Here is a 22262-nt window from a genome sequence, read left to right on the forward strand (position 1 = left end):
GCGCATATTCGATTAACAATGCGCATTTTCAATTAATTAACAGCAAGAAAGGCCCCCGTTTCCGGGAGCCTTTTCTAATGCTTTATTCTTTAGATTAGAACTTGTTCTTGAGTGCGGCGGGGCATTCCACTTCCTGGTATTCGTGAGTGGGGTTTCCTGCTGCTTCGTACCAGGTAGCAAGGAACATGCAGCCTTCCTTAGCTACGGGGTCGTTGCTGAAGGTCTTGTTGCACTTGTTGGCGAGGCATTCCTTACGCTTGGTCAGAAGGTCACCGCTGTAACCAACTTCCTTTTCGCAATCGGTCAGGAGGCCGCCGTAGGTAGCGCCCATGTCGCCCCAACCCATATTGCGGCAGCCGTTGAACAAGCCGACGCCACCGCCCGGGATCATGATGTCGAACTGACCCTGGGACACGTCAGCACCAACGTTGGAGGTCATCACGATGAGGGTCTTGCCTGCCAGGGCCTTGTGGTTGGCCTTGGTTTCGTACTTGCCCTTGCCGGTAAACTTCAGGGCGTAGCACTTACCGCAGGATGCGCCGTCAGCTGCAGGAACAGCGGCGTAGGCGTAAGCCAGCTTGTCGTTTACGACCATAGGAATCTGGCTGGTGCAGGTACCGGAGTTACCGCCGTCGCACATGCTGGTTGCGCCGTCATCAGAAATCTTGTTGCCCTTGGCATCGCAGGCGGTTGCCTTGATGCCGCCCTTGCCGGGCCATGCGCAGTGGGGCTTACAGCAGTCCCAGTAACGGGTTGCCCAACCAGAACCGCTCTTGCCGCCAGCAACCGGCTTGATGTCGGTGCCTGCAGCGGTGTTGCCGTAGCTGTAGCTGCTCATGGGCTGGGCAGAGGAGCTGGAGGACTTGGGCTGCACAACCTGCTGGCTGCTAGAAGACTTTTGCTGCTGCTGGCTGCTGGAGGACTTGGCAACGGAGCTGGAGGACTTCTGCTGCTGTTGCTGACTGCTGGAGGACTGTTGCTGGTTGTTATTGTTGCTGCTGCCAGACTTTGCAGTAACGTTCAGTACAATTTCGTAGTCCTTGCCTTCGACCTTGAAGAATTCAGAGGTTTCGCCAGTCTGGAAGTATTCAGGAACGGTAATGGCCTTGATGGTATAGGTGCCATTGCTATAGCTGGTTTCCAGGAAGTAGGCGTTCCAGGAAAGGCGGGAAGGTTCGTAGGAAAGACCGCTGAACTTGATTTCGCCGGTGGAGGCGTTCTGGGCTACGGTCTGCTTAAGGTTACCGGTAATGGTCACGTTGCCGTCTGTAGTTACTTCCTGCTTTACAGAGGAAGAGCTCTTGGGCTGTTCCACGGAGGAGCTAGACTTGGGGGTGTCTACGTTGGCGCTAGACTTCGGAGTCGTATCTACAGAGGAGGAAGATGCCGGAGTCTCGACTGTTGTGCTGCTGGCAGGAACTGCCGGAGCGACCATGGCTTCGACGGTAGCCTGGGTTGCAACGGGAAGTGCTTCCAGAGCTACGTTTTCCTGGAGAACGGTTGTGCCGTTTGCTGCCAGGATGGAACCCGTTGCTGCATCATAGGTGCCTACGGGGAATCCGTTTTCGTCATAGACGATCATGCTCTGGTTAATGATGAGATTCTTGTCGCCCTTCAGGACCCAGCATGCCTCGCCGCAGGCGTTTGCCACGGGAGATTCAGTGGTCTGGCCAGGATTGGTGTTATCACCGATCTGGGTGTCGTTTACGTTGGGGAGAGTGGTGGTCGTTGTGTCGTCGCCGCAGTTCAGCAAGGCAAGTGCGGAACTGAGAACAAGGACGGACTTCAAAAAAGGAGCTTTCATAACTATCCTCAATAAAATACTAACGAGACTTCCCGAAGAAAGTCCTTCCAATTCCATCGACTAAAAGATAGTTTTTTTGAAAATTTCTTGTAGGTAAATTTTTGTTTGTCATAGAGTTATGAGACTTTTGTCACAAAAAAAGGCTCCAAGCCGAAGCTGGAGCCTTTAAATTCGGAAACAATCCCTGATTAGTACTTTGCTGCAAGTGCTGCGGGGCATTCCACTTGCACAAACTCAATTTCGGGGTTATTGGCTGCTTCCATCCAGTTTGCAAGGAACAGACAGCCGTTTCTCAGGCTTTCGTTAGAGTATTCGGAGTTGCACATCTTGATGAGGCAGCTCTTGTCGTAGTTACAGGTGGTGAGGAATCCGCCGTACTGTGCGCCTGCGCAGGAGATGCCCATCTTGCCGCAGCCATTGAATGCGCCGGGGCCGCCACCGGGGATCATCAGGTCAAACTGGTTGTGGCTTACGTCGTAACCGATGTTGCTGGACATGACAATCAGGTGCTTGCCCTTAATCTTTCTGTGGTGATCGTCGGTGGGTGTGTTTGTGGCAGAAGCGCCGGTGCCCTTGAAGGTCAGCATGTAGCACTTGCCACAGTCGTTGCCGCCACCGGGTGTGGCTGCGAATGCGTAGGCGATTGTGTCGTTCACGATTTGCGGGGTCTGGTCAAAGCAGGTACCTGCGTTACCGCCGTCACAAACGGAGGATGCTCCGGAACTAGCCTTGCTCATACCATCTGCGTTACAAGTTCTTGCCACAGGTCCGCCCTTGCCTTCCCATGCGCAATGAGGCTTGCAGCTGTCCCAGTAACGGGTTGCGTAGCCGGTCTTCTTGTTGTTGTCAATGATCTTGGGCAACAGGGAGGCTCCGCCTTGCTGCTGGTTATTCTGCTGCTGGCTGGAGGAAGACGGCTGCCACTGCTGCTGAGAGCTGGAAGACTTCGGCTGCTGCTGGCTGCTGGAGGATTTCTGTTGTTGCTGTTGCTGACTGCTGGAGGACTGCTGTTGCTGCTGGTTGTTGCCAGTGCTTGTTCCGATGGAGGCGCAGTTCTTGCCTGCCGGGTCATAATAGCAGTTGATGGAGCAGTCTTCCTTGTATGCGTAAGATTCGCCGTTCTTGCCAGTGAGGTTATCGTAGGGCTTTACATTCTTATTGGAAACCTTGTCGAGGCAGGTTCCCTGTCCGCCCTGCTGTTGGTTATTCTGCTGGCTGCTGGAGGATTGCTGTTGCTGCTGGTTGTTATCCTGCTGCTTGCTGGAAGAGCTTGCCTGCTGGTTCTGGTTGTTGACAGAAGAAGAGGAAGCAATCGGCTGCGTCTGCTGGTTGTTTCCGTTGCCAATGCTGGAGGAGCTGACCGGAGGGGTGACAATTGCAGAGGATGCAGGAGTTGTCGGGACAATAGAAGCGGAGGAGTTTGCGGGTACGTCCGGTGTCGTGGGGACGTTGGGGTTGTTAGGTGTAGTCGACGGTGTCAAGACAGGAAGAACCGATACGTCTACGCCCATGGCTGTAGTGTTGCCGCTCGCATCGGTGATGGCCTGGGTTGTGGGATCGTAGGAGCCTATCGGGTTGCCGTTGGCGTCGCTTACGACATTGTCGGTACCGATCAGCAGGTAGCCCTGTTCTGTCTGGATAACCCAGCACGGTGCGCTGACGTCAATAGTGGTTGTGGAACCATCGGGATTGATGATTGTGTTGTTGCCCTGGATCACCACCTGACCGGATTGGTTGGGGATGTTCGGCAAGGAAGTTGCGATGTCTTCATCTCCGCAGTTCATCAGAGCCAATGCTGCGCTGATAACCAAGGCTGATTTCAAAAACGGGTGCTTCATACGAATCCTTTATGTATATCCAAAAAATCGGTTTTCCGTGAAAACCTACCCAATCATTCCGCTCCTAAAATATTCTCTTGCTTGAAAAATTGCACGTAAAATTTTGTAACCTAACGAGATACGAGAGTTTCATCACACAAAAAAAGCCCCGCAATGACTTGCGGGACTTAAATGCAGACGCTCTCGGAGAGAGCTTAGGAGTCCAGGGGGCGGAGCCTCCTGGGGCGTTATTAGAACTTGTCGAGCAGTTCCTTGGGGCATTCCACTTCCTTGTAGTTGTGAAGCGGGTTGCCTGCTGCGTTCATCCAGTTGGCGAGGAAGAGGCAGCCTTCCTTGGCGACCGGGTCGCTGGAGAAGGAAGAGTTGCACTTGTTTGTGAGGCAGCTCTTGTAGGTGCTTGCCTTGTAGCCGGAGGATTCTTCGCATTCAGTCAGGAGTCCGCCGTAGCGTGCGCCCTGGGAGCCCCAGCCCATCTTGGCGGAGCAACCGTCGAAGATGCCGAAACCACCACCCGGGATCATCACGTCGAACTGACCTGCTTCCACGTCGTAGCCGATGTTGGAGGCGATCACGATCAGGTGCTTGCCTTTAAGCTTTGCGTGGTTGTCGGTTGCGTACTTACCCTTGCCGGTAAAGGCGAGGTCGAAGCACTTGCCGCACTGGCCGCCAGCGCTGCCGGGAACAGCTGCAAAAGCAAATGCGATGGTGTCGTTGTATACGATAGGAATCTGGCTCTTGCAGGTGCCGGCATTACCGCCGTCGCACATGGAAGTTGCGCCGTCATCGTTAATCTTGTTTCCGCTTGCGTCGCAGGCGTGGGCCTTCAGGCCGCCCTTGTCGGGCCATGCGCAGTGAGGCTTGCAGCAGTCCCAGTAACGGGTTGCCCAACCGGAACCGCTTGCACCGCCGTTTACGTACTTGATGGTGTAGCTTCCGCCGTTGCTTCCGCCCTGGCTGCTAGAAGACTTTGCAACAGAACTGGAGGACTTTGCGACAGAGCTAGAAGACATTGTCACGGAGCTGGAGGAACGTGTCTGGCTGCTGGAGCTTACCGGGGTAAATTCGCCAGGTACGTAGGGCTCGTTGGGGGTGGGGTCTGCGACGGAGCTGCTGGAGGGTTCCGGAGCCTTCACGTTGGATTCGTAAACCTTGAGGGTCATCACGTCGATCTTATCGACAGCGACGCTTCCGTCCAGCAGAGTGATTGTTCCGATGGTGGTCTCGGGCTGGAAGGTGATGATGCCGACGGGGGTGCCACTTGCATCGGTTACGGAGCCGTCGGTATAAATGACATAGTTGGTGCTGTCAGACTTCATAACCCAGGCGGTGGAAGTGATGACCGTGGGCTGGATAACCTGAAGCTGGGTGAAGTCGACGCCAGTAGCGATTTCAGTCATGTCCATTGCGAGAATGCGTCCGCCGGCGATATCGGCTGCGCCGATGGTATCGCCCTTAGCGTTGGTGACGAGACCGTTCTGGGCGACGATGTACTGTTCACCACCCTTTTCAAAAAGGAAGGAGGCTTCGTCTACGACGATAGCTTCGTTGGAGGGGGTACTACTGCTACCTGTGGGATTTTCGTCGCCACAGCTGCAAACCATCAATAGGGCGCCTGCTGCGAGCAAGCTCTTTAAAAATGGAGATTTCATATGCGTCCTTGTTGTTCCCTAAAACACCTTGTAACCAAAAATAATTTAAGAACCATGCAAAAGTTTCACGGGAATGGCTTGAGGGGTGTTTTTTTGTTCCATAAGTGTTCACCGAACGGAAAAGGTGATTTTGCGCACATTACGATTGTAAACAAATGTAAATTCCGTTTATGTAAAAATCTTTTTACTTAAGAAATCGAAGGCTTTGTCGGCGTAACTCGTTGAATGTTAATGGATTGTTGATAAGTTGACGTTTACTGAACTATAAAAATGCTTTATCGTTGAAATTTTGTAAAAAAAGCCATTTGAAGACCGCGATAGACGGATCCCTGGATGGGGGAGAATCAATGACCGTAGAACAAGGTTTTTTACCCAAAATCCCCTTTTTTCGCAAAAAAACAAAGAAAAATCCTTGAAATATTTCTTGAATTTGCTAAATTTGTGCAGCAAAATTCGCAGAGTACCGCTTCCTATGCTTTGCGAAATCACAGGAATCGCGTTCAAACCCGCGCCATTCCTATAACTCGAAGCGATAAACCTTCTGCTGAAGAAGAGGAAAAAATGGCAAAAGAACATTTTGACAGAAGTAAGCCGCACTGCAATATCGGCACCATCGGTCACGTTGACCACGGTAAGACCACTCTGACCGCTGCAATCTGCACCACCCTCGCCGCTAAGGGCCTGGCTGCTGCAAAGCGTTTCGACGAAATCGACAACGCTCCCGAAGAAAAGGCACGTGGTATCACGATTAACACCTCTCACGTGGAATACACTTCTGCAAACCGTCACTACGCACACGTTGACTGCCCGGGCCATGCTGACTACGTCAAGAACATGGTTACTGGTGCTGCCCAGATGGACGGCGCAATCCTCGTTGTTGCTGCTACCGACGGTCCCATGCCCCAGACCCGTGAACACATCCTTCTTGCACACCAGGTTGGCGTGCCCAAGATCGTTGTCTTCATGAACAAGGTTGACATGGTTGATGACGTTGAACTTCTCGACCTCGTCGAAATGGAAGTTCGCGATCTTCTCTCCAAGTACGAATTTGACGGCGACGACGCTCCGATCATCCGCGGTTCTGCACTCAAGGCTCTCGAAGGCGACGCAGAATACCAGGACAAGATCATGGAACTCATGGAAGCATGCGACACCTACATTCCGCTGCCTGCCCGTGAAACCGAAAAGCCGTTCCTCATGCCGATCGAAGACGTGTTCACCATCACCGGTCGTGGCACCGTTGCTACCGGCCGTATCGAACGCGGTGTTGTTCACCTGAACGACAAGGTCGAACGCATCGGTCTCGGTGAAACCGTTGAATACGTTATCACCGGTGTTGAAATGTTCCGCAAGCTCCTCGACGACGCTCAGGCAGGTGACAACGTTGGTCTCCTCCTCCGTGGCGCAGAAAAGAAGGACATCTCCCGCGGCATGGTTCTCGCAGCTCCGAAGTCTGTGACCCCGCACACCGAATTCAAGGCTGAAATCTACGTTCTGACCAAGGACGAAGGTGGCCGCCACACTCCGTTCATGAACGGCTATCGTCCCCAGTTCTACTTCCGCACCACCGACGTTACTGGTACCATCCAGCTGCCGGAAGGTGTCGAAATGGTGACCCCGGGTGACACCGTGACCATCCACACCACTCTCATTGCCCCCGTTGCAATGGAAAAGCAGCTCCGCTTCGCAATCCGCGAAGGTGGCCGTACCGTTGGTGCTGGTTCTGTAACCGAAATCATCAAGTAAGGAATTTACAATGGCTGGTGAACGCATTCGTATTCGCTTGAAGAGCTTCGATCATCGCATGATCGACCGCTCTGCTCAAGACATCGTGAATACAGCTAAGAACACTGGTGCCCGCATTGCAGGCCCCATCCCTCTGCCGACGAAGATCCAGAAGTATACGGTGCTCCGCTCTCCGCATATTGACAAGACTTCTCGTGAACAGTTCGAATCCCGTACGCACAAGCGTCTTATCGACATCCTTGATGCTACTCCGCAGACTGTAGATTCCCTCATGAAACTTGACTTGCCCGCAGGCGTTGAAGTCGAAATTAAGGTTTAATAACAATGAACGGTATTCTCGCAAAGAAATTGGGAATGACCCAAGTGTTCACGGAACAGGGCGAATGCGTCCCTGTCACGGTTCTCGAAGCCGGTCCGTGCGTGGTTGTTTCCCACAAGACAGAAGAGAAGGACGGCTACACTGCTGTCCAGATCGGCTTTGGTCTCAAGAAGGAACAGCGTGCCAACAAGGCTGAAATCGGCCACTTCAAGAAGGCTGACGTTGCTGTTCGTGAACACCTCGCTGAATTTGATGTCGCTGATCTCGAATCCTGGCCGGTAGGCAAGGAATTCGGTGCTGCCGATTTCGCTGACGCTAAGGTCGTCAACGTTTCCGGTATCTCCAAGGGTCACGGCTTCTCTGGTACCATCAAGCGCCACAACTTCCACAGCGGTCCTCGTTCCCACGGTACTCACAATATGCGTGAACCGGGTGGTACTTCCGCTCACTCCTATCCGGGTCGTGTTTTCCCGGGTAAGCGCATGGCTGGCCAGTTCGGTAACAAGAAGGTTACCGTTAAGCACCTCCAGGTCGTTAAGGTTGATGGCGACCGCAACCTGATCTTCGTCCGTGGCGCAGTCCCCGGTGCTAAGAACAGCATTATCGTGGTGAGGAAAGACTAATGGCTACTGCAAAGCTTTTCGCCGCTACTGGCGATTTTAAGAATGATATTCAGCTTCCGGCTCTCTTTGACGCCGAAGTCAACAAGGTCTGCATGTACCTCCACATTAAGGCTATCCTGAACAACAATCGTCAGGGTACCGCCAAGACCAAGACCAAGTCCGAAGTTTCCGGCGGTGGTCAGAAGCCTTGGAAGCAGAAGGGTACCGGTCGTGCTCGTTCCGGTCAGAACACCTCTGCTGTTTGGGTTCGTGGTGCTAAGGCTCATGGTCCCAAGGTTCATGACTACTTTGAAAAGGTGAACAAGAAGGTCAAGAAGATCGCTTTCCACTCTGCTCTCGCTGCTAAGGCTGCTGAAGGCAAGGTGCAGGTGTTCGAAGCTCTCAGCTTCGCAGCTCCGAAGACTAAGGATCTCCTCTCCGTATTCGCAAAGTCCGGTCTGGAACAGCGTAACGCTCTCCTCATCGTTAGCGATAAGGATCAGAACCTCTACCTGTCCTCCAACAACATTCCTTGGTGCCGTTGCGCACGCGTTGCCGATGTCAACACTTACGACATCGTCCGTGCTAACAACGTCGTCATCTCTCAGGCTGCTCTTGCAGAACTTGAAGGAGGCCGCTAATGGCTGAAATTCACGAAATTCTGGTTGCTCCGCACATCACCGAAGAAACTGCCAAGATCATGGTTGCTTCTAAGGATGTGAAGAAGTACGTTTTCAAGGTTGCCAAGTCTGCCACCAAGACCGAAATCAAGGATGCTATTGAAAAGCGTTTCAACGTTAAGGTTGATTCCGTCAATACCCTGATCAACCGTGGCAAGATCAAGCGCGTGCGTATGGGCATGGCTGCTGGCAAGAAGTCCAACTGGAAGAAGGCCTACATCACTTTGAAGGCCGGTCAGTCCATCGCTGAGTTCGAAGGAGTATAATCATGGGTCTGAAGTCTTATCGCCCGCTTACCCCGACGCTTCGTTATAAGCAGATTGGTGACCGTAAGGAAATCACTGCTGAAAAGCCGTACAAGCCGCTTACCGAAGGTATCAAGCGCAGCTCTGGCCGTAACAACGTCGGTGAAATCACCTCCCGCCGTCGCGGTGGTGGTCACAAGAAGTTGTATCGTCTCATTGATTTCAAGCGCAAGGACGCAGGCGTTTCTTGCACTATCGAAACCATCGAATACGATCCGAATCGTACCGCACGTATCGCTCTCGTTAAGTTCGAAAACGGTAAGCGTGCATACATCATCGCTCCGGCAGACGTTAAGGTCGGTGATGTACTGAACTCTGGTGAAGGTGCAGAATTCCGCGTCGGTAACGCATTGCCGCTTCGCGAAATCCCGCTGAACACCATTATCCACAACATCGAAATGAAGCCGGGCAAGGGTGCTCAGATTGCTCGTTCCGCTGGTGCCGGTGCAGAACTGGTTGCTAAGGACGGCAAGCTCTGCCAGGTTCGTCTCCCGAGTGGCGAAGTTCGCTACATTCCGGAAGACTGCCTCGCTACCGTTGGTCAGGTTTCCAATATCGATCACATGAATGAATCCTCTGGTTCCGCTGGCCGTTCTCGTTGGCTCGGTAAGCGTCCGGCCGTCCGTGGTGTCGTTATGAACCCGGTCGATCACCCCCTTGGTGGTGGTGAAGGTCGTACCTCTGGTGGTCGTCATCCCTGCTCTCCTTGGGGTAAGAACTCTAAGGGTGCAAAAACTCGTAACAATAAGCGTACCGATCGTTTCATCGTACGTCGTCGTCAGAAGAGGGCCTAATTCATGTCCAGATCCCTTAAGAAAGGTGCGTTCGTGGATTCCCACGTTCTCGTCAAAGCTCAGGCAATGGCTGGTTCCGACAAGAAGCAGGCCATCAAGACCTGGTCCCGCCGTTCCACTATCATTCCCGATATGGTCGGTCTCACTTTCTCCGTGTATAACGGTAAGCAGTTCATCCCGGTTTATGTAACCGAAAACATGGTTGGCCATAAGCTCGGTGAATTCTCCCTGACCCGTACTTTCAAGGGTCACCGTAAGACTGAAGCTGCTGGAGGCAAGAAATAATGCAAGCTGTCGCTAAAGTGAAAAACGTACGCTACGGTGTTCGCAAGCTGCGTCGCGTTGTCGACCTGGTTCGTGGCAAGTCCGTTGCAGAAGCATTCGCAATGCTTTCCATCCTCCACACGCAGACCAAGGGCGCTCCCCTGGTAGAAAATGCTTTGAAGTCCGCTGTTGCTAACTTCAAGCAGAAGTCTGCCGCTCCGGTTGCCGCAGAAGAACTGGTCGTTAAGACCATTACCGCTGACGGTGCAACCATCATGAAGCGCATCCATCCGCGTTCTCAGGGCCGTGCTTTCCGTATCGAAAAGCCGCTCTCCCACCTCACAGTCGTTGTGGCCAACAAGGAGTAATTACAATGGGTCAGAAAACTCATCCGAATGGTCTTCGTCTTGGCGTTATCCGCGGCTGGGAATCCAAGTGGTATGCCGAAGACAAGTTTGCCGATCTTCTCTATGAAGACATCGTGCTCCGTCGCTACTTGATGAAGCGCTTCGAACATGCTTCCCTGTCCAAGGTTGGCATCGAACGTACCGTCAAGAAGGTTAACGTGAACCTCTTTACCGCTCGCCCGGGTATCGTTATCGGTCGTAAGGGCGAAGAATTGGAGAAGCTGAAGGGCGAACTCCAGTTCCTCACCGGAAAAGAAATCTATATTAACGTCCAGGAAATCAAGCGTCCCGACTCCGACGCCAAGTTGGTTGCCGAAAACATTGCTCGCCAGCTCGAAAAGCGTATTTCCTTCCGTCGCGCTATGAAGCGCGCCATCCAGAACGCAATGCGCGCTGGTGTGGAAGGTATCAAGGTGCAGTGCGGTGGCCGCCTCGGTGGTGCCGAAATTGCCCGCGTTGAAAAGTATGCTGAAGGTCGCGTACCTCTGCACACTCTTCGTGCTGACATTGATTACGCAACTGCTATCGCTAAGACCGTTTACGGTGCTATCGGTATCAAGGTGTGGATCATGCACGGTGAAAAGATTGGTAAGGACGTCATGTCCGATAACAAGAGAGAGAAGTAATATATGCTGAGTCCTAAAAGAACATTACATCGTAAGCAGATGAAAGGCCGCATGAAGGGCGTCGCCTCTCGCGGCAACTCCATCGCCTTTGGCGAATTCGGCATTCAGGCTCTTGAAAAGTGCTGGCTCACTGCTCGTCAGATTGAAGCCGCTCGTATCGCCATGACTCGTAAGATCAAGCGCGGTGGCCGCGTTTGGATCCGCGTCTTCCCCGACAAGCCGATTACCCGCCATCCTGCAGAAGCTCGTATGGGTAAGGGTAAGGGTGCTGTTGAATTCTGGGCAGCCGTAATCCTCCCGGGTCGCATCATTTTCGAAATGGGTGGTGTAGAACGCGAACTGGCACTGGAAGCTCTCCATGTGGCAGCTCAGAAGCTCCCCCTCAAGTGCAAAATCATCGAAGAATCGGAGATCTAATGAAGGCACGTGAATTAAAGGAACTGGGCGTTGACCAGCTCAAGGAAAAGCTGGCCCAGTTGAATCTCGATCTGTTCAATTACCGCATGGCTGCTAAGCTCGGTAACTTGGAAAAACCCTCTTTGATCGCAACGACCCGTAAGGACATCGCTCGCGTCAAGACCATCCTCACCGAAAAGGCCAAGGCATAAGCCGGGCAGGAGCAGGAAATGGATAGAAACCTTCGTAAGGTTAAGCAGGGTGTAGTCAGCTCTGACAAGATGGACAAGACCATCACGGTTGTGGTTGAAAACCGCAAGCGTCACCCGATGTACAACAAGATCATGACTACTACTAAGAAGCTCAAGGCTCATGATGAAAAGAATGAAGCCCAGGAAGGCGACTTGGTAGAAATCATGGAAACTCGTCCCCTCTCTGCAACTAAGCGCTGGCGCTTGGTTCGCATTGTGGAAAAGAAGAAATAATCTTTTTGGAGTAAGGCGAATATGATTCAAGAAGAAACCAGACTCGTCGTGGCCGATAACAGTGGTGCCAAGGAAGTCGCCTGCATCCGCGTTTTGGGTGGCACAAACCGTCGCTATGCTAGCATCGGTGATGTCATCAAGGTAGCCGTTAAAGACGCTATCCCCCAGAGCAAGGTGAAGAAGGGTTCCGTGGCCGACGCCGTCGTCGTCCGCACTCGTAAGGAAATCGCACGTCCGGATGGAACTTTGATCCGTTTCTCCGACAATGCAGTGGTTCTCATCAACAAGGAAGGTGAACCGCGTGGAACCCGTATTTTTGGACCGGTGGCTCGTGAGCTCCGCGACAAGAAGTACATGAAGATCATCTCCCTCGCACCTGAGGTTCTCTAATGGCAAACATCAAGAAGAATGATAACGTCAAGGTGATTTCCGGTGCCAACAAGGGCAAGACCGGCACCGTGATCAGTGTCAAGGACGGCAAGGTGACCGTTAGCGGCGTTAACGTCTGCAAGCGTCATGAAAAGCCGAGCCAGACCAACCAGGCTGGTGGCATCATCGAAAAGGAACTGCCCATCGACATTTCCAACGTGATGCTCCTCGAAGGCAATACTCCTGTTCGCACTCGTATCGTTCGTGAAGCCGGCAAGAAGGCTGTCCGCGTGAGTGTCAAGACCGGAAAGGCGGTATAACTATGAACCAGATGAAGCAATTTTATCTCGAAAAAGTCGTCCCGGCCTTGCAGCAGAAGTTTGCTTACAAGAACGTGATGATGATTCCGCGCCTCGAAAAGATCGTGATCAACATGGGTGTTGGCGCTGCTTCCCAGAACCGTAAGATTCTCGATGAAGCCGTTGATACTCTGACTGCTATCACTGGTCAGAAGGCAATCGTCACCAACGCCAAGAAGGCTGTTGCTCAGTTCCACCTCCGCGAAGGTATCGGTATCGGCGCTAAGGTAACTCTCCATGGTGATAACATGTGGGACTTCCTCTATCGCTTTATCAACATCGACCTTCCTCGTGTTCGTGACTTCCGTGGTCTCGCACGTCGTGGCTTCGATGGCATGGGTAACTTTACCCTGGGCATCAAGGAACAGACCATCTTCGTTGAAATCGACATCGATAAGATTTCTCGTACCTTCGGTATGGACATTTCTTTCGTTACCTCTGCAAAGACCGATGACGAAGGCCGTGCTCTCCTCGAAGAACTTGGACTCCCCTTCCGCAAGTAAGGTAATACCATGGCAAGCACAAGAATGATTGAAAAATGCAAGCGTACTCCGAAGTATACCGTTCGTGGGTACAACCGTTGCAAGCGTTGCGGTAGGCCGCACGCCTTTATGCGCCGCTTTGGCCTTTGCCGTATTTGCTTCCGCGAAATGGCACTCGCCGGCGAAATCCCCGGTATCACTAAGTCGTCTTGGTAAGGAGAGTATACTCATGGCAATGACAGATCCTATCGCCGATATGCTCACCCGTATCCGCAATGCCTCTACGGCAAAGCTCCCCGTGGTGGACATTCCCGCCAGCAACCTGAAGCGTGAAATCGCTCGCGTTCTGCAGGAAAAAGGTTTCATTAAGAAGTTCGTCGTAGTTGAAGACGGCAAGCAGGGCATGCTCAAGGTCCTTCTCCGCTACACCAACGGCGAAGCCGCTATCCAGGGCCTTCAGCGCGTTTCTACGCCGGGTCTTCGTCACTACGTTGACGCAGCCAAGCTCCCGCGCGTTCGCAATGGCCTCGGCTATGCAATCATCTCCACCTCTAAAGGCGTCATGACTGACCACGAAGCTCGCAAGGAAAATGTGGGCGGCGAAGTCATCGCAAAGGTTTGGTAAAGATGTCCCGTATCGGTAAAGCTATTATCAACATCCCGGCCGACGTTAAAGTCGCCATCAATGGTCAGAACATTAAGGTTGAAGGCCCCAAGGGCAAGCTCGAAGCTGACGTTCACGAACTGATCGCTATCAAGTTCGAAAACAACCAGCTTTCCTTCACCCGTCCTGACGATCAGAAGTTCACTCGTGCAATTCATGGCACTACCCGTGCTCTCGTTGCAAACATGGTCGAAGGCGTTACCAAGGGTTTCCAGAAGACTCTCGAAATCGTTGGCGTTGGCTACCGTGTAGAACAGAAGGGCAAGGACCTCAACCTCGTTCTCGGTTTCTCTCATCCGGTTATCTACAAGGCACCGGAAGGCGTTGAACTGAAGGCTGTTGATCCGCTGAAGATCACTATCTCCGGCATCGACAAGCAGAAGGTTGGCCAGGCTGCTGCTGAAATTCGCAAGTACCGCCGTCCTGAACCGTATAAGGGCAAGGGCATTAAGTACGAAGGCGAAATTGTCCGTCGTAAGCAGGGTAAGAAGACAGGTAAATAAGGGTAAACTATGACTGCAATTGCTAAGAAAAGAATCCAGTCCAGAATCGCACGCCACGCACGCGTACGTAAGTCTGTTGTCGGAACTGCAGAAAGCCCTCGTTTGGCTGTTCGCCGTTCTCTGTCTCACATGACTGCCCAGATCATCGACGACGTCAACAACAAGTCTCTTGTTCAGCTCACCACTACTTCCAAGGAATTCCAGGGCAAGTATGGCGAAATGACCAAGTCCGAACAGAGCAAGCAGCTCGGTCTCTTGATTGCTGAAGTCGCAAAGTCCAAGGGCATTGAATCCGTGGTCTTCGACCGCGGCGGTTACATCTATCATGGTCGCGTTCAGGCCCTTGCAGAAGGTGCTCGTGAAGGCGGCTTGAAATTCTAATGAGGTACACTTTGGAACGCGAAGCTCAAGTTTCTGAATTTGAAGACAAGGTTGTACACATCAACCGTTGCGCTAAGACCGTTAAGGGCGGTCGTCGTATGTCCTTCTCCGCTCTCGTTGTCGTTGGCAACAAGAACGGCAAGATCGGCGTAGGCCTCGGCAAGGCTAAGGAAGTTTCCGAAGCTATCCGTAAGGGTACCGAAGCTGCTCACCGCAACATCGTCGAAGTCCAGCTCCTGGACGGCACCATCCCTCATGACATCGAAGTCAAGAGCGGCGCTACCCGCATCCTCCTGATGCCGGCTGCTCCGGGTACTGGTGTTATCGCCGGTGCTGCTGCCCGTGCAGTTCTCGAACTCGCCGGTGTGCGCAACATCCTCACTAAGATTCACGGTTCCTCTAATCCGAGCACTGTCGTTCGCGCTTGCGTCGATGGCCTCGTTTCCCAGAAGAACAAACAGGACTGCGCAGCTCTGCGCGGTGCTAACGCCTAAGGGGTAATACAATGAAGAAAGTTCGTATTACTTTGATCAAGGGTACCGTCCGTCGCCTCCCGATGCATCGTGCAAACGTTGCAGCTCTGGGCCTCCGCAAGATCGGACAGACTGTTGAACACAATTTGACCCCGTCCATTCAGGGCATGATCAATGCCGTGGCTGACATGGTAAAGGTCGAGGAGATCTAAGATGGAACTCAATACTCTCAATCCTGGCAAGGCCAAGGTCGTTAAGCGCAAGCGTATCGGTCGTGGTCCGGGTTCCGGTTGGGGCACCACCGCTGGCCGTGGTCAGAAGGGTGCCGGTGCTCGTAAGAGTGCTAAGGCCGGTCGTGTCGCTTTCGAAGGCGGCCAGATGCCTATCCACCGTCGTATCCCGAAGCGTGGCTTCAAGCACGCTGGTGTTGAATACCAGATCGTGAACCTGAAGAAGCTCGCCTCCTGCAGCGTTGTTGACTTTGATGCTCAGGTCCTGTTCGATCAGGGCTTCATCAAGGACACCGACAAGCTGGTTAAGGTCCTCGCTTTTGGTGCCATCGATAAGGCTATCAACGTAAAGGTTAACGCTATCAGCGAAAAGGCTAAGAGCCTCATTGAAGCTGCTGGCGGCAAAGTCGAGATCATCTAATGGAAGCTCTCAAGAAAGCTATTGATGCGTTTGTCAATGCCTTCAAGATTGAAGACCTGCGTAAGAAGTTGCTTTTTACGCTTGGTCTTTTGATCGTTTATCGTATTGGCGCTCACATCACCATCCCCGGTGTGAATTCCGCAGTTCTTGCTGAATTCTTCCGTAACTCTAATAATTTGTTTGGCTTGTATGACTCCTTTACCGGTGGTGCATTTGCTAAGGCAACTGTATTCGCCCTGGGCATCATGCCTTACATTAGTGCGAGCATTATCATTCAGTTGATGGGCTCTGTTATTCCTGCGATCCAGACCCTGCAGAAGGAAGGACAGGAAGGACGTGCCAAGCTGAATCAGTATACTCGCTACTTCACGGTGGCCCTGGCTGCCTTGCAGGGATGGGGCATTTCTGTATGGCTTTCCTCCCTTAAGGTAACTACTGCTACTGGTGCTGTGTCTGTCCTCGCTGAGGACTTCTCCTCCGGCATCGGTAACATTGGTTTCCGTCTTTTAGCTACCCTGACCTTCACCGCTGGTACGATCTTCGTGATGTACCTGGGCGAACAGATTACGTCCCATGGTGTAGGTAATGGTATCTCTCTTATCATCTTCGCCGGTATCGTCGGCGGCCTCCCGAGGGCCGTTCTTGCCGAAACTGAAATGTTTAAGGAAGGCATTCAGCCTCTTGCCATTGAAATCTTCATTCTGGCAGTGGTGGTTGCAATTGTCGGCTTTATCGTTTTTGTTGAGCAGGCGAACCGTCGCATTCCGCTCCAAAGTCCTCGTAGGACCGTCGGAAGTAAGGTTGTGGGTGGTCAGTCCAGCTATTTGCCTTTCAAGGTTAATACTGCGAACGTGATCCCTGTGATCTTCGCTAGCTGCATCATGTTCATTCCGGCCATGGTTGCATCTTGGTTCCCGAACGTGTCTGTTATGCAGGCTTTTGCCACTGCATTTATCCCTGGTCACCTGACATACAGTGTGGTAGATGCTCTCCTGATTATTTTCTTCACCTTCTTCTACACAGCAATCCAGTACAACCCGAACGATATTGCTGAAAATCTGAAGAGGTCTGGAGCATTTATTCCGGGAGTTCGTCCGGGTAAGCAGACGGCAGAATACATTGACCATGTTTTGACCAGAATTTCTTTGCCTGGGTCCCTTTATCTCGCTTTAATTAGCGTTGGACCTTGGTATTTGAAAGACGCACTCAATATGAGTTTCTATATTGGGGGCACCTCGGTCTTGATCGTGGTTGGTGTGGCACTGGATACTCTTCGTCAACTCGAAGCCCAGTTGCATACCAAGAATTATGAAGGTTTCTTGAAACATGGCCGCATTCGCGGCAGGATGGCAAGCTAGTGGCTAAAGAAGAAGGCATTCAAGTAGAAGGCGTTGTGTTGGAAGCACTCCCCAACGCATTCTTCCGTGTCCAGCTCGGAAATGGTCATGAGATTCTTGCTCATGTGTCAGGAAAGATGCGTCGGCATTTCATTAGAATTTTGCCCGACGATAAAGTGTTGGTAGAGATTTCGCCTTACGATCTCAATCGTGGTCGAATCACATACCGTTACAAGTAATAGGTATTTTCAAAGAAGGTCAAACCTATGAAAATCAAAGCCTCCATCAAACCCAGATGTGAAAACTGCAAGATCATCCGTCGTAAGGGTGTATTGCGCATCATCTGTTCGAAGAACCCCCGTCACAAGCAGAAGCAGGGATAAGGAGATCGTATGGCACGTATCGCTGGTGTCGATTTACCGAGAAACAAGACTGTTGAATACGGTCTGACGGCAATCTATGGTGTCGGTCTGTTCACCGCTAATAAGGTCTGTGCTCAGCTGGGCATTGACAAGACCAAGAAGTGTGACGACCTGACTGAAGAAGAACAAGGTAAGATTCGTCATCTCTTGGAAGACGAATACTCTGTGGAAGGTCAGCTCCGCGCAGAAATCACCTTGAACATTAAGCGTCTGCAGGATATTGGCTGCTATCGTGGTATCCGCCACCGCAAGGGCCTCCCGGTCCGCGGTCAGCGTTCCCGCACCAATGCTCGTACTCGTAAGGGTCCGAAGAAGACTGTGGCTAACAAGAAGAAGTAAGGAGTTTTATCGTGGCTGAAGAAGTAATTAATGAAACTGCTGCCGCTGTTGAAGCTCCGGCTGCTGAAGAAGTTAAGGTTAAGAAGGGCAAGAAGCGTATTGACGTTCAGGGCATTGCTTGCGTGTTCGCTTCCTTCAATAACACAATCGTTTCTATTACCGATGCTCGCGGTAACGTTGTAGCTTGGGGCTCTCCCGGTAACTCCGGTTTCAAGGGCTCTCGTAAGAGCACTCCGTTTGCTGCACAGCTCGCTGCTGAAGTCGCTGCTCGCAAGGCTTTCGACCTCGGTATGCGCAAGGTTGATGTCCGCGTCAAGGGCGCAGGTGGTGGTCGTGAATCCGCTGTCCGTGCTATCAAGAATGCGGGCCTCGAAGTTCTCTCTATTCGAGACGTGACGGGCGTTCCGCACAATGGTTGCCGTCCTAAAAAGAAGAGAAGAGTCTAATTAAAAGAGGTATCGCCAATGATGTGGAAATCACTTCAGATGCCGCGCAGCTTCCAGAAAGTTGAGACCGGCGAAGATGGCCGCTACGCCAAGTTTGTCGTAGAAGCCTTGGAACGTGGCTGGGGTATCACCCTGGGTAACGCCCTTCGTCGTACGCTTCTCTCTTCTCTGCAGGGTGCGGCAATTGTCTCCGTCAAGATTGAAGGCGTGGACAAGGAATTTTCTACTGTTCCCGGTGTTAAGGAAGATGTCACTGACATTATCCTCAACTTGAAGAGCCTGCGCGTCAAGCTCCTGTCCGACCATGACGAAACCCTTCGCCTGGATATGTCCGGCGACGGTGAAGTTACTGCTAAGGACTTCATGGATAATCCGAATGTCGCTATCCTGACTCCGGATGTTCATATCGCAACGCTGAACGGTAATGCATCCCTGTCTCTGGAAGTGAAGATTTCCAGCGGCCGTGGCTACGTTACTGCCGACGAATTGAAGGACAAGGACGCTCCCATCGGTGTTATCGCCATGGACGCCAACTTCAATCCGGTGCAGAAAGTCGCAATGCACATCAGCGATACCCGCGTTGGCCAGAAGACGGACTACAACCGTCTGGAACTTGAGATTACTACTGACGGCTCCATCGATCCCGAAGACGCTCTTGCCTATGCTGCAAAGCTCCTCGTTGATCACCTGGAAATCTTCATCAACTTCGAAGGCGATCTCGAATCTCCTGAAGAACTCGAACTTGACGAAGAACGTCAGCGTATCGCAACGCTCCTGCGCACCCGCGTGGACGATCTGGAACTTTCCGTTCGCTCCAGCAACTGCCTCCGTATGGCAAACATCCATACCGTTGGCGAACTTGTGCGCAACAAGGAAAACGATATGCTCAAATACAAGAACTTCGGTCGTAAGTCCTTGGTTGAACTTAACGAAGTATTGACCTCCATGGGCCTCAGCTTTGGTATGGACGTCGATGACTACTTGAAGGATTAAAAATGAGACACGGTGTAAAAAACAAGAAACTCGGCGTTAACGCCCAGCACAAGCGTGCCATCCTCCGCGCCCTCACTACCTCTATTCTTGGTAAGGGCATGGAAGCCGAACAGGGCAACCGCTATGTGCGCACCACTCTCCACAAGGCTAAGCTCGTTCGTAGCTATGTGGAACGCATGATTACCTACGCAAAGAAGGGTGACCTTTCTGCACGTCGTGAAGCTGCTCGCTTCGTGATGGACCCGAAGGTTCTCCAGGATTTGTTCAACACTATCGGCCCGCGCTATGCTTCCCGTAACGGTGGTTATACCCGTATCCTGAAGCTCGGCCCGAACCGCGCTGGTGACGCTGCCGAAATGGCTCTCATCGGTCTCGTCGAAGACGAAATCGTTGTGAAGACCAAGAAGACCGCTGACGCTGCAAAGCCCGAAGCTGTCGACATGGTTGAAGGCGAAAGCAAGAACTAATCTTTGCTGGTTGGCTTTAAAAGGCTCAGTCTTATGACTGGGCCTTTTTTTTGTGGGATTTAATTTTGTATTTTTTTTAGACATGTCTCGTATAGTCGCAATCATTTGTTTTTTATCTGCGCTGGTCTTAGCCGACGACGCTCTGTTTTCTAGCGGAGTCACGGCCAAGAGATCCAGCGGTCCTTCTGTCCGCAGCTCTGTTGCTTTGACTCCCACCTATGCCGAAGTTGCTGTAGACTCCGCATACGTCCTTGGTCCTGGAGATTTCCTGGACATTATGCTGGAAGAAAACTACATGTCTGTCCAGGTGTATCCTGATGGCTCTGTAGCTATTGAAGAATGTGGTGTTGTTAACGTTGGCGGAAAGACCTTCGCTGAAGCCAGAGAAATGATTCTTGACCTTGCTGCCAAGCGTTACAAGCGTGAGTTCTGTTTTGTCCAGCTGGCTGCTCTCAAGAAGTTCAGAGTGAATGCCATGGGCGCAGTGAACATGGTGGGCCAGCATCTTGTGGATGCCCAGACCCGTCTGAGTTTCTTTATTCGTCAGGCTGGTGGTTTTGTGGCCAACGCAGATGCGGATAGTATCTTGATCTTTAGAGGCAAGGATACTCTGCGTGTCAATTACCGCAAGATGTCGTCTGAAGGTATTTTCGAGAATGATATCATGCTGGAACAGGGAGATAACGTGTACGTTCCCTATGTTTCCATGGGCGAGAACATCGCCTTGATTTTCCCTGGGGTGAGAACCAGCGTCAAGTACAGTCCCGATCGTACTGTACAGGACTACTTTGATATCGCGGAAGGTGGACGTCTTCACAATTTTGGTTACAAGTCCGTTTGCATACGTGAACCGGGCAAGCCCCCTAGCTGGATCTCTCTCGGCGAGATGAAGACTACCAAGGTACCTCCCAATACGGAAATAGAATTTTCCGTACAGGAAATGCTGGTGTATGTGGGCGGAGCCGTGAACTTCCTCGGTCGTTACCCTTATGATCCCAATTGGCATGCCATTGACTACGCTGCTGCTGCTGGAATCAATACGATTACCGGCACCTGGAGGCAGATCAAGGTGTGGCGCGGCACGGAACCTGAGGCTTTGACTTTGAGTGTTACCGAGGATCCGATCCTGCCTGGCGATTACATTGAAGTTCCCAAGAGCCATTATGAATCCTTCAAGGATTTTACCTTGTTCTTGGCATCTCTCCTGACGGTGATTTCCTCCGCCTTCATCATTTACGTGAACTATAAGTAGCTTATGGAAAAGCAGCCCTCCATTGGTTTGATTGAAATTTTATTGAAGGCAATCAATAGCGATTTGAAGCATTTTAAGCTTTTCTCGTTTATTGTTCTTTTGCCGACCATTATTGTCTTTGTTTGCGTTATGTGGGTCATTAAGCCCATGTATGCGGCTACGGCGGTCGTGACGCCTCCTGCGTCTTCAAGTCCATCATTGAATGGTCTTAGCTCCATGTTGGGCGGTGCAGCTGGCATGAGTTCCCTTCTTGGTCTTTCCACAAGCGATGATGATGCAAATGCGGTTTGGACCATCTTCAATTCATGGGAACTGCATAACCAGGTCATCGAAGAATTCAACCTGGCGGAACACTACGAATTCGACGGGAACTTCCATGCGGATCTTCTAAAGATGTTCCGCAAGAAGTTTGGCGTGGAAATGAACAAGGAGGATATGTTTGCGGTCTCCATGGAAGATGAGGACTACAAGCTTGCCGCCAAGATGGTTCGCTTCATGCTTGAAAAAGCGGATTCTGCTTTCAATGCTTTTAAGACGGCCCAGGCCAAGCAGTCCAGGGAATATTTCCAAAGCAGGCTTGATTCCTGCGAGCATGTGCTTGATTCCCTATTGGAAAACTTTGTGAAGTTCCAGAAGGAAAATAATTTCTACGATCCCGAAATCCAGCTAGAGTCTACCCTCAAGTACATGAGTTCCTTGCAGGCAAAGCGTGAGGAAGTTGCCATGGAGATGGCCTTCGAAAAGGCCGACCGTGGTACAGACAGCAGGCGTTACGACGAATTGAGCAAGCGCTATGATGGCGTGAATGCGGCCTTGAATGGAGCTTTGAACGGCAAGAACAGCAATGTGGGTATGGTCGCCTTGAAGAAGTCTCCGCAGCTTGGCTTGGAATACATGCGTCGTGAAAATGAAATCCGGGTTCAGGAAGCCATGTACAAGCTGCTCCGTCAACAGAGTGAACAATTGAAGCTGGAAGAAGCAAAGATGCTTACCAATCTTCACATTCTGGAACCGCCTTGGGAGAATGACAAGAAGATTTATCCTCTCCGTGGCGTGACCCTGGTGTTCACGTTTGCTGTAGCGGTCTTGATCGGATCGATTCTCTGCAGTCTTCTCACCTACTTTGAGGAAGAAGAGAAAAAGGGGTCCGACGTAGCTAGGGAATGGATCGCCTTCAAGGGATTCTTCTCTAGAAAGTCCAAGGGATAG

At 51.8% G+C, this 22262-nt stretch carries 33 protein-coding genes and 1 pseudogene; 31 read left to right on the forward strand and 3 right to left on the reverse strand.

The annotated features are described in order from the left end of the window. Nucleotides 1–94: 94 nt before the first annotated feature. The 3 genes from MJZ26_07255 to MJZ26_07265 all read right to left on the reverse strand — a co-directional run bounded on the left by MJZ26_07255 (nucleotide 95) and on the right by MJZ26_07265 (nucleotide 5291). On the reverse strand, nucleotides 95–1804 hold the full coding sequence (locus MJZ26_07255) for a glycosyl hydrolase family 5 (GenBank protein MCQ2105574.1): 1710 nt from the start codon (nucleotides 1802–1804) through the stop codon (nucleotides 95–97). A 188-nt stretch (nucleotides 1805–1992) separates the two neighbouring features. After that, nucleotides 1993–3642 carry a glycosyl hydrolase family 5 gene (locus MJZ26_07260; protein MCQ2105575.1) on the reverse strand — a complete coding sequence of 550 codons (1650 nt, stop codon included), beginning with the start codon at nucleotides 3640–3642 and terminating at the stop codon, nucleotides 1993–1995. 230 nt (nucleotides 3643–3872) lie between these two features. Next, on the reverse strand, nucleotides 3873–5291 hold the full coding sequence (locus MJZ26_07265; protein ID MCQ2105576.1) for a glycosyl hydrolase family 5: 1419 nt from the start codon (nucleotides 5289–5291) through the stop codon (nucleotides 3873–3875). Between the two features lie 561 nt (nucleotides 5292–5852). On the opposite strand from MJZ26_07265, the gene tuf reads away from it, so the two are divergent. From tuf to MJZ26_07420, 31 genes and pseudogenes are all read left to right on the forward strand, one after another. Further along, complete coding sequence (gene tuf, locus MJZ26_07270) at nucleotides 5853–7037, forward strand: elongation factor Tu (protein ID MCQ2105577.1); 1185 nt, start codon at nucleotides 5853–5855, stop codon at nucleotides 7035–7037. Nucleotides 7038–7047: 10 nt separating this feature from the next. Next, nucleotides 7048–7356 carry a 30S ribosomal protein S10 gene (gene rpsJ / locus MJZ26_07275; protein ID MCQ2105578.1) on the forward strand — a complete coding sequence of 103 codons (309 nt, stop codon included), beginning with the start codon at nucleotides 7048–7050 and terminating at the stop codon, nucleotides 7354–7356. 5 nt (nucleotides 7357–7361) lie between these two features. Continuing rightward, a complete protein-coding gene (gene rplC / locus MJZ26_07280) occupies nucleotides 7362–7979 on the forward strand; it encodes a 50S ribosomal protein L3 (protein ID MCQ2105579.1) in 618 nt (205 codons plus the stop codon). After that, a complete protein-coding gene (rplD, locus tag MJZ26_07285) occupies nucleotides 7979–8599 on the forward strand; it encodes a 50S ribosomal protein L4 (GenBank protein MCQ2105580.1) in 621 nt (206 codons plus the stop codon). The genes rplC and rplD overlap by 1 nt, the downstream gene beginning before the upstream one ends. After that, complete coding sequence (rplW, locus tag MJZ26_07290; protein ID MCQ2105581.1) at nucleotides 8599–8904, forward strand: 50S ribosomal protein L23; 306 nt, start codon at nucleotides 8599–8601, stop codon at nucleotides 8902–8904. The genes rplD and rplW overlap by 1 nt, the downstream gene beginning before the upstream one ends. Nucleotides 8905–8906: 2 nt before the next feature. Next, nucleotides 8907–9737 carry a 50S ribosomal protein L2 gene (gene rplB / locus MJZ26_07295; GenBank protein MCQ2105582.1) on the forward strand — a complete coding sequence of 277 codons (831 nt, stop codon included), beginning with the start codon at nucleotides 8907–8909 and terminating at the stop codon, nucleotides 9735–9737. Nucleotides 9738–9740: 3 nt separating this feature from the next. Beyond that, the gene (rpsS, locus tag MJZ26_07300; GenBank protein ID MCQ2105583.1) at nucleotides 9741–10022 is read left to right on the forward strand and encodes a 30S ribosomal protein S19; all 282 of its coding nucleotides are present in this window, start codon (nucleotides 9741–9743) and stop codon (nucleotides 10020–10022) included. After that, complete coding sequence (rplV, locus tag MJZ26_07305; GenBank protein MCQ2105584.1) at nucleotides 10022–10369, forward strand: 50S ribosomal protein L22; 348 nt, start codon at nucleotides 10022–10024, stop codon at nucleotides 10367–10369. The genes rpsS and rplV overlap by 1 nt, the downstream gene beginning before the upstream one ends. A gap of 5 nt (nucleotides 10370–10374) precedes the next feature. Next, nucleotides 10375–11034, forward strand: a complete 660-nt coding sequence (gene rpsC, locus MJZ26_07310; protein MCQ2105585.1) for a 30S ribosomal protein S3 — start codon at nucleotides 10375–10377, stop codon at nucleotides 11032–11034. A gap of 3 nt (nucleotides 11035–11037) precedes the next feature. After that, on the forward strand, nucleotides 11038–11451 hold the full coding sequence (gene rplP / locus MJZ26_07315; GenBank protein MCQ2105586.1) for a 50S ribosomal protein L16: 414 nt from the start codon (nucleotides 11038–11040) through the stop codon (nucleotides 11449–11451). Next, the gene (gene rpmC / locus MJZ26_07320; protein MCQ2105587.1) at nucleotides 11451–11642 is read left to right on the forward strand and encodes a 50S ribosomal protein L29; all 192 of its coding nucleotides are present in this window, start codon (nucleotides 11451–11453) and stop codon (nucleotides 11640–11642) included. The genes rplP and rpmC overlap by 1 nt, the downstream gene beginning before the upstream one ends. A gap of 18 nt (nucleotides 11643–11660) precedes the next feature. Next, entirely contained in the window at nucleotides 11661–11915 is a 255-nt protein-coding gene (gene rpsQ, locus MJZ26_07325) for a 30S ribosomal protein S17 (protein MCQ2105588.1), read from the forward strand. A gap of 21 nt (nucleotides 11916–11936) precedes the next feature. Then, the gene (gene rplN / locus MJZ26_07330) at nucleotides 11937–12305 is read left to right on the forward strand and encodes a 50S ribosomal protein L14 (protein MCQ2105589.1); all 369 of its coding nucleotides are present in this window, start codon (nucleotides 11937–11939) and stop codon (nucleotides 12303–12305) included. After that, nucleotides 12305–12604, forward strand: coding sequence for a 50S ribosomal protein L24 (gene rplX / locus MJZ26_07335; protein MCQ2105590.1), 300 nt, complete (start codon nucleotides 12305–12307; stop codon nucleotides 12602–12604). Before rplN ends, rplX begins: the two co-directional genes overlap by 1 nt. A gap of 2 nt (nucleotides 12605–12606) precedes the next feature. Further along, complete coding sequence (gene rplE / locus MJZ26_07340; GenBank protein MCQ2105591.1) at nucleotides 12607–13146, forward strand: 50S ribosomal protein L5; 540 nt, start codon at nucleotides 12607–12609, stop codon at nucleotides 13144–13146. Nucleotides 13147–13155: 9 nt separating this feature from the next. Then, nucleotides 13156–13341, forward strand: a complete 186-nt coding sequence (locus MJZ26_07345; protein ID MCQ2105592.1) for a type Z 30S ribosomal protein S14 — start codon at nucleotides 13156–13158, stop codon at nucleotides 13339–13341. A gap of 13 nt (nucleotides 13342–13354) precedes the next feature. Next, nucleotides 13355–13750, forward strand: coding sequence for a 30S ribosomal protein S8 (gene rpsH, locus MJZ26_07350; protein MCQ2105593.1), 396 nt, complete (start codon nucleotides 13355–13357; stop codon nucleotides 13748–13750). 2 nt (nucleotides 13751–13752) lie between these two features. Next, entirely contained in the window at nucleotides 13753–14292 is a 540-nt protein-coding gene (gene rplF / locus MJZ26_07355; protein ID MCQ2105594.1) for a 50S ribosomal protein L6, read from the forward strand. Nucleotides 14293–14301: 9 nt separating this feature from the next. Continuing rightward, complete coding sequence (gene rplR / locus MJZ26_07360) at nucleotides 14302–14673, forward strand: 50S ribosomal protein L18 (GenBank protein ID MCQ2105595.1); 372 nt, start codon at nucleotides 14302–14304, stop codon at nucleotides 14671–14673. Beyond that, complete coding sequence (gene rpsE, locus MJZ26_07365) at nucleotides 14673–15167, forward strand: 30S ribosomal protein S5 (protein ID MCQ2105596.1); 495 nt, start codon at nucleotides 14673–14675, stop codon at nucleotides 15165–15167. Before rplR ends, rpsE begins: the two co-directional genes overlap by 1 nt. Nucleotides 15168–15178: 11 nt before the next feature. Next, a complete protein-coding gene (rpmD, locus tag MJZ26_07370; protein ID MCQ2105597.1) occupies nucleotides 15179–15358 on the forward strand; it encodes a 50S ribosomal protein L30 in 180 nt (59 codons plus the stop codon). Between the two features lies 1 nt (nucleotide 15359). Then, nucleotides 15360–15797 carry a 50S ribosomal protein L15 gene (rplO, locus tag MJZ26_07375; protein MCQ2105598.1) on the forward strand — a complete coding sequence of 146 codons (438 nt, stop codon included), beginning with the start codon at nucleotides 15360–15362 and terminating at the stop codon, nucleotides 15795–15797. Next, the gene (secY, locus tag MJZ26_07380; protein ID MCQ2105599.1) at nucleotides 15797–17155 is read left to right on the forward strand and encodes a preprotein translocase subunit SecY; all 1359 of its coding nucleotides are present in this window, start codon (nucleotides 15797–15799) and stop codon (nucleotides 17153–17155) included. Before rplO ends, secY begins: the two co-directional genes overlap by 1 nt. Next, complete coding sequence (gene infA, locus MJZ26_07385; protein MCQ2105600.1) at nucleotides 17155–17373, forward strand: translation initiation factor IF-1; 219 nt, start codon at nucleotides 17155–17157, stop codon at nucleotides 17371–17373. The genes secY and infA overlap by 1 nt, the downstream gene beginning before the upstream one ends. 27 nt (nucleotides 17374–17400) lie before the next feature. Further along, nucleotides 17401–17517, forward strand: a complete 117-nt coding sequence (rpmJ, locus tag MJZ26_07390; GenBank protein MCQ2105601.1) for a 50S ribosomal protein L36 — start codon at nucleotides 17401–17403, stop codon at nucleotides 17515–17517. A 9-nt stretch (nucleotides 17518–17526) separates the two neighbouring features. Then, on the forward strand, nucleotides 17527–17895 hold the full coding sequence (gene rpsM, locus MJZ26_07395; protein ID MCQ2105602.1) for a 30S ribosomal protein S13: 369 nt from the start codon (nucleotides 17527–17529) through the stop codon (nucleotides 17893–17895). Between the two features lie 98 nt (nucleotides 17896–17993). Continuing rightward, nucleotides 17994–18341, forward strand: a complete 348-nt coding sequence (rpsK, locus tag MJZ26_07400; protein MCQ2105603.1) for a 30S ribosomal protein S11 — start codon at nucleotides 17994–17996, stop codon at nucleotides 18339–18341. A gap of 18 nt (nucleotides 18342–18359) precedes the next feature. Further along, entirely contained in the window at nucleotides 18360–19334 is a 975-nt protein-coding gene (locus MJZ26_07405; GenBank protein ID MCQ2105604.1) for a DNA-directed RNA polymerase subunit alpha, read from the forward strand. 2 nt (nucleotides 19335–19336) lie between these two features. Beyond that, a pseudogene (gene rplQ / locus MJZ26_07410) lies at nucleotides 19337–19711 on the forward strand (50S ribosomal protein L17). Nucleotides 19712–19883: 172 nt separating this feature from the next. Then, the gene (locus tag MJZ26_07415) at nucleotides 19884–21053 is read left to right on the forward strand and encodes a polysaccharide biosynthesis/export family protein (GenBank protein MCQ2105605.1); all 1170 of its coding nucleotides are present in this window, start codon (nucleotides 19884–19886) and stop codon (nucleotides 21051–21053) included. A gap of 3 nt (nucleotides 21054–21056) precedes the next feature. Then, nucleotides 21057–22262 (forward strand): lipopolysaccharide biosynthesis protein, encoded by a 1206-nt coding sequence (locus tag MJZ26_07420; protein MCQ2105606.1) that lies wholly within the window; start codon nucleotides 21057–21059, stop codon nucleotides 22260–22262.

The organism is Fibrobacter sp., assembly GCA_024398965.1.
In the GTDB taxonomy this organism is placed as follows: Bacteria; Fibrobacterota; Fibrobacteria; order Fibrobacterales; family Fibrobacteraceae; genus Fibrobacter.

Bases quoted from the DNA above. Each gene is read 5' to 3' on its own strand.
- rpmC (MCQ2105587.1), top strand. From the start codon at position 11,451: ATGAAGGCACGTGAATTAAAGGAACTGGGCGTTGACCAGCTCAAGGAA.
- rplW (MCQ2105581.1), top strand. From the start codon at position 8,599: ATGGCTGAAATTCACGAAATTCTGGTTGCTCCGCACATCACCGAAGAA.
- rplX (MCQ2105590.1), top strand. From the start codon at position 12,305: ATGGCAAACATCAAGAAGAATGATAACGTCAAGGTGATTTCCGGTGCC.
- MJZ26_07345 (MCQ2105592.1), top strand. From the start codon at position 13,156: ATGGCAAGCACAAGAATGATTGAAAAATGCAAGCGTACTCCGAAGTAT.
- rplP (MCQ2105586.1), top strand. From the start codon at position 11,038: ATGCTGAGTCCTAAAAGAACATTACATCGTAAGCAGATGAAAGGCCGC.
- rplD (MCQ2105580.1), top strand. From the start codon at position 7,979: ATGGCTACTGCAAAGCTTTTCGCCGCTACTGGCGATTTTAAGAATGAT.
- rpmD (MCQ2105597.1), top strand. From the start codon at position 15,179: ATGAAGAAAGTTCGTATTACTTTGATCAAGGGTACCGTCCGTCGCCTC.
- rplE (MCQ2105591.1), top strand. From the start codon at position 12,607: ATGAACCAGATGAAGCAATTTTATCTCGAAAAAGTCGTCCCGGCCTTG.
- MJZ26_07420 (MCQ2105606.1), top strand. From the start codon at position 21,057: ATGGAAAAGCAGCCCTCCATTGGTTTGATTGAAATTTTATTGAAGGCA.
- MJZ26_07415 (MCQ2105605.1), top strand. From the start codon at position 19,884: ATGTCTCGTATAGTCGCAATCATTTGTTTTTTATCTGCGCTGGTCTTA.
- rpsC (MCQ2105585.1), top strand. From the start codon at position 10,375: ATGGGTCAGAAAACTCATCCGAATGGTCTTCGTCTTGGCGTTATCCGC.
- rplB (MCQ2105582.1), top strand. From the start codon at position 8,907: ATGGGTCTGAAGTCTTATCGCCCGCTTACCCCGACGCTTCGTTATAAG.
- rplN (MCQ2105589.1), top strand. From the start codon at position 11,937: ATGATTCAAGAAGAAACCAGACTCGTCGTGGCCGATAACAGTGGTGCC.
- rplF (MCQ2105594.1), top strand. From the start codon at position 13,753: ATGTCCCGTATCGGTAAAGCTATTATCAACATCCCGGCCGACGTTAAA.
- rplV (MCQ2105584.1), top strand. From the start codon at position 10,022: ATGCAAGCTGTCGCTAAAGTGAAAAACGTACGCTACGGTGTTCGCAAG.
- rplO (MCQ2105598.1), top strand. From the start codon at position 15,360: ATGGAACTCAATACTCTCAATCCTGGCAAGGCCAAGGTCGTTAAGCGC.
- MJZ26_07255 (MCQ2105574.1), bottom strand. From the start codon at position 1,804: ATGAAAGCTCCTTTTTTGAAGTCCGTCCTTGTTCTCAGTTCCGCACTT.
- MJZ26_07265 (MCQ2105576.1), bottom strand. From the start codon at position 5,291: ATGAAATCTCCATTTTTAAAGAGCTTGCTCGCAGCAGGCGCCCTATTG.
- rplR (MCQ2105595.1), top strand. From the start codon at position 14,302: ATGACTGCAATTGCTAAGAAAAGAATCCAGTCCAGAATCGCACGCCAC.
- MJZ26_07405 (MCQ2105604.1), top strand. From the start codon at position 18,360: ATGATGTGGAAATCACTTCAGATGCCGCGCAGCTTCCAGAAAGTTGAG.
- rpsJ (MCQ2105578.1), top strand. From the start codon at position 7,048: ATGGCTGGTGAACGCATTCGTATTCGCTTGAAGAGCTTCGATCATCGC.
- rplC (MCQ2105579.1), top strand. From the start codon at position 7,362: ATGAACGGTATTCTCGCAAAGAAATTGGGAATGACCCAAGTGTTCACG.
- secY (MCQ2105599.1), top strand. From the start codon at position 15,797: ATGGAAGCTCTCAAGAAAGCTATTGATGCGTTTGTCAATGCCTTCAAG.
- rpmJ (MCQ2105601.1), top strand. From the start codon at position 17,401: ATGAAAATCAAAGCCTCCATCAAACCCAGATGTGAAAACTGCAAGATC.
- MJZ26_07260 (MCQ2105575.1), bottom strand. From the start codon at position 3,642: ATGAAGCACCCGTTTTTGAAATCAGCCTTGGTTATCAGCGCAGCATTG.
- rpsH (MCQ2105593.1), top strand. From the start codon at position 13,355: ATGGCAATGACAGATCCTATCGCCGATATGCTCACCCGTATCCGCAAT.
- rpsE (MCQ2105596.1), top strand. From the start codon at position 14,673: ATGAGGTACACTTTGGAACGCGAAGCTCAAGTTTCTGAATTTGAAGAC.
- rpsQ (MCQ2105588.1), top strand. From the start codon at position 11,661: ATGGATAGAAACCTTCGTAAGGTTAAGCAGGGTGTAGTCAGCTCTGAC.
- tuf (MCQ2105577.1), top strand. From the start codon at position 5,853: ATGGCAAAAGAACATTTTGACAGAAGTAAGCCGCACTGCAATATCGGC.
- rpsM (MCQ2105602.1), top strand. From the start codon at position 17,527: ATGGCACGTATCGCTGGTGTCGATTTACCGAGAAACAAGACTGTTGAA.
- rpsS (MCQ2105583.1), top strand. From the start codon at position 9,741: ATGTCCAGATCCCTTAAGAAAGGTGCGTTCGTGGATTCCCACGTTCTC.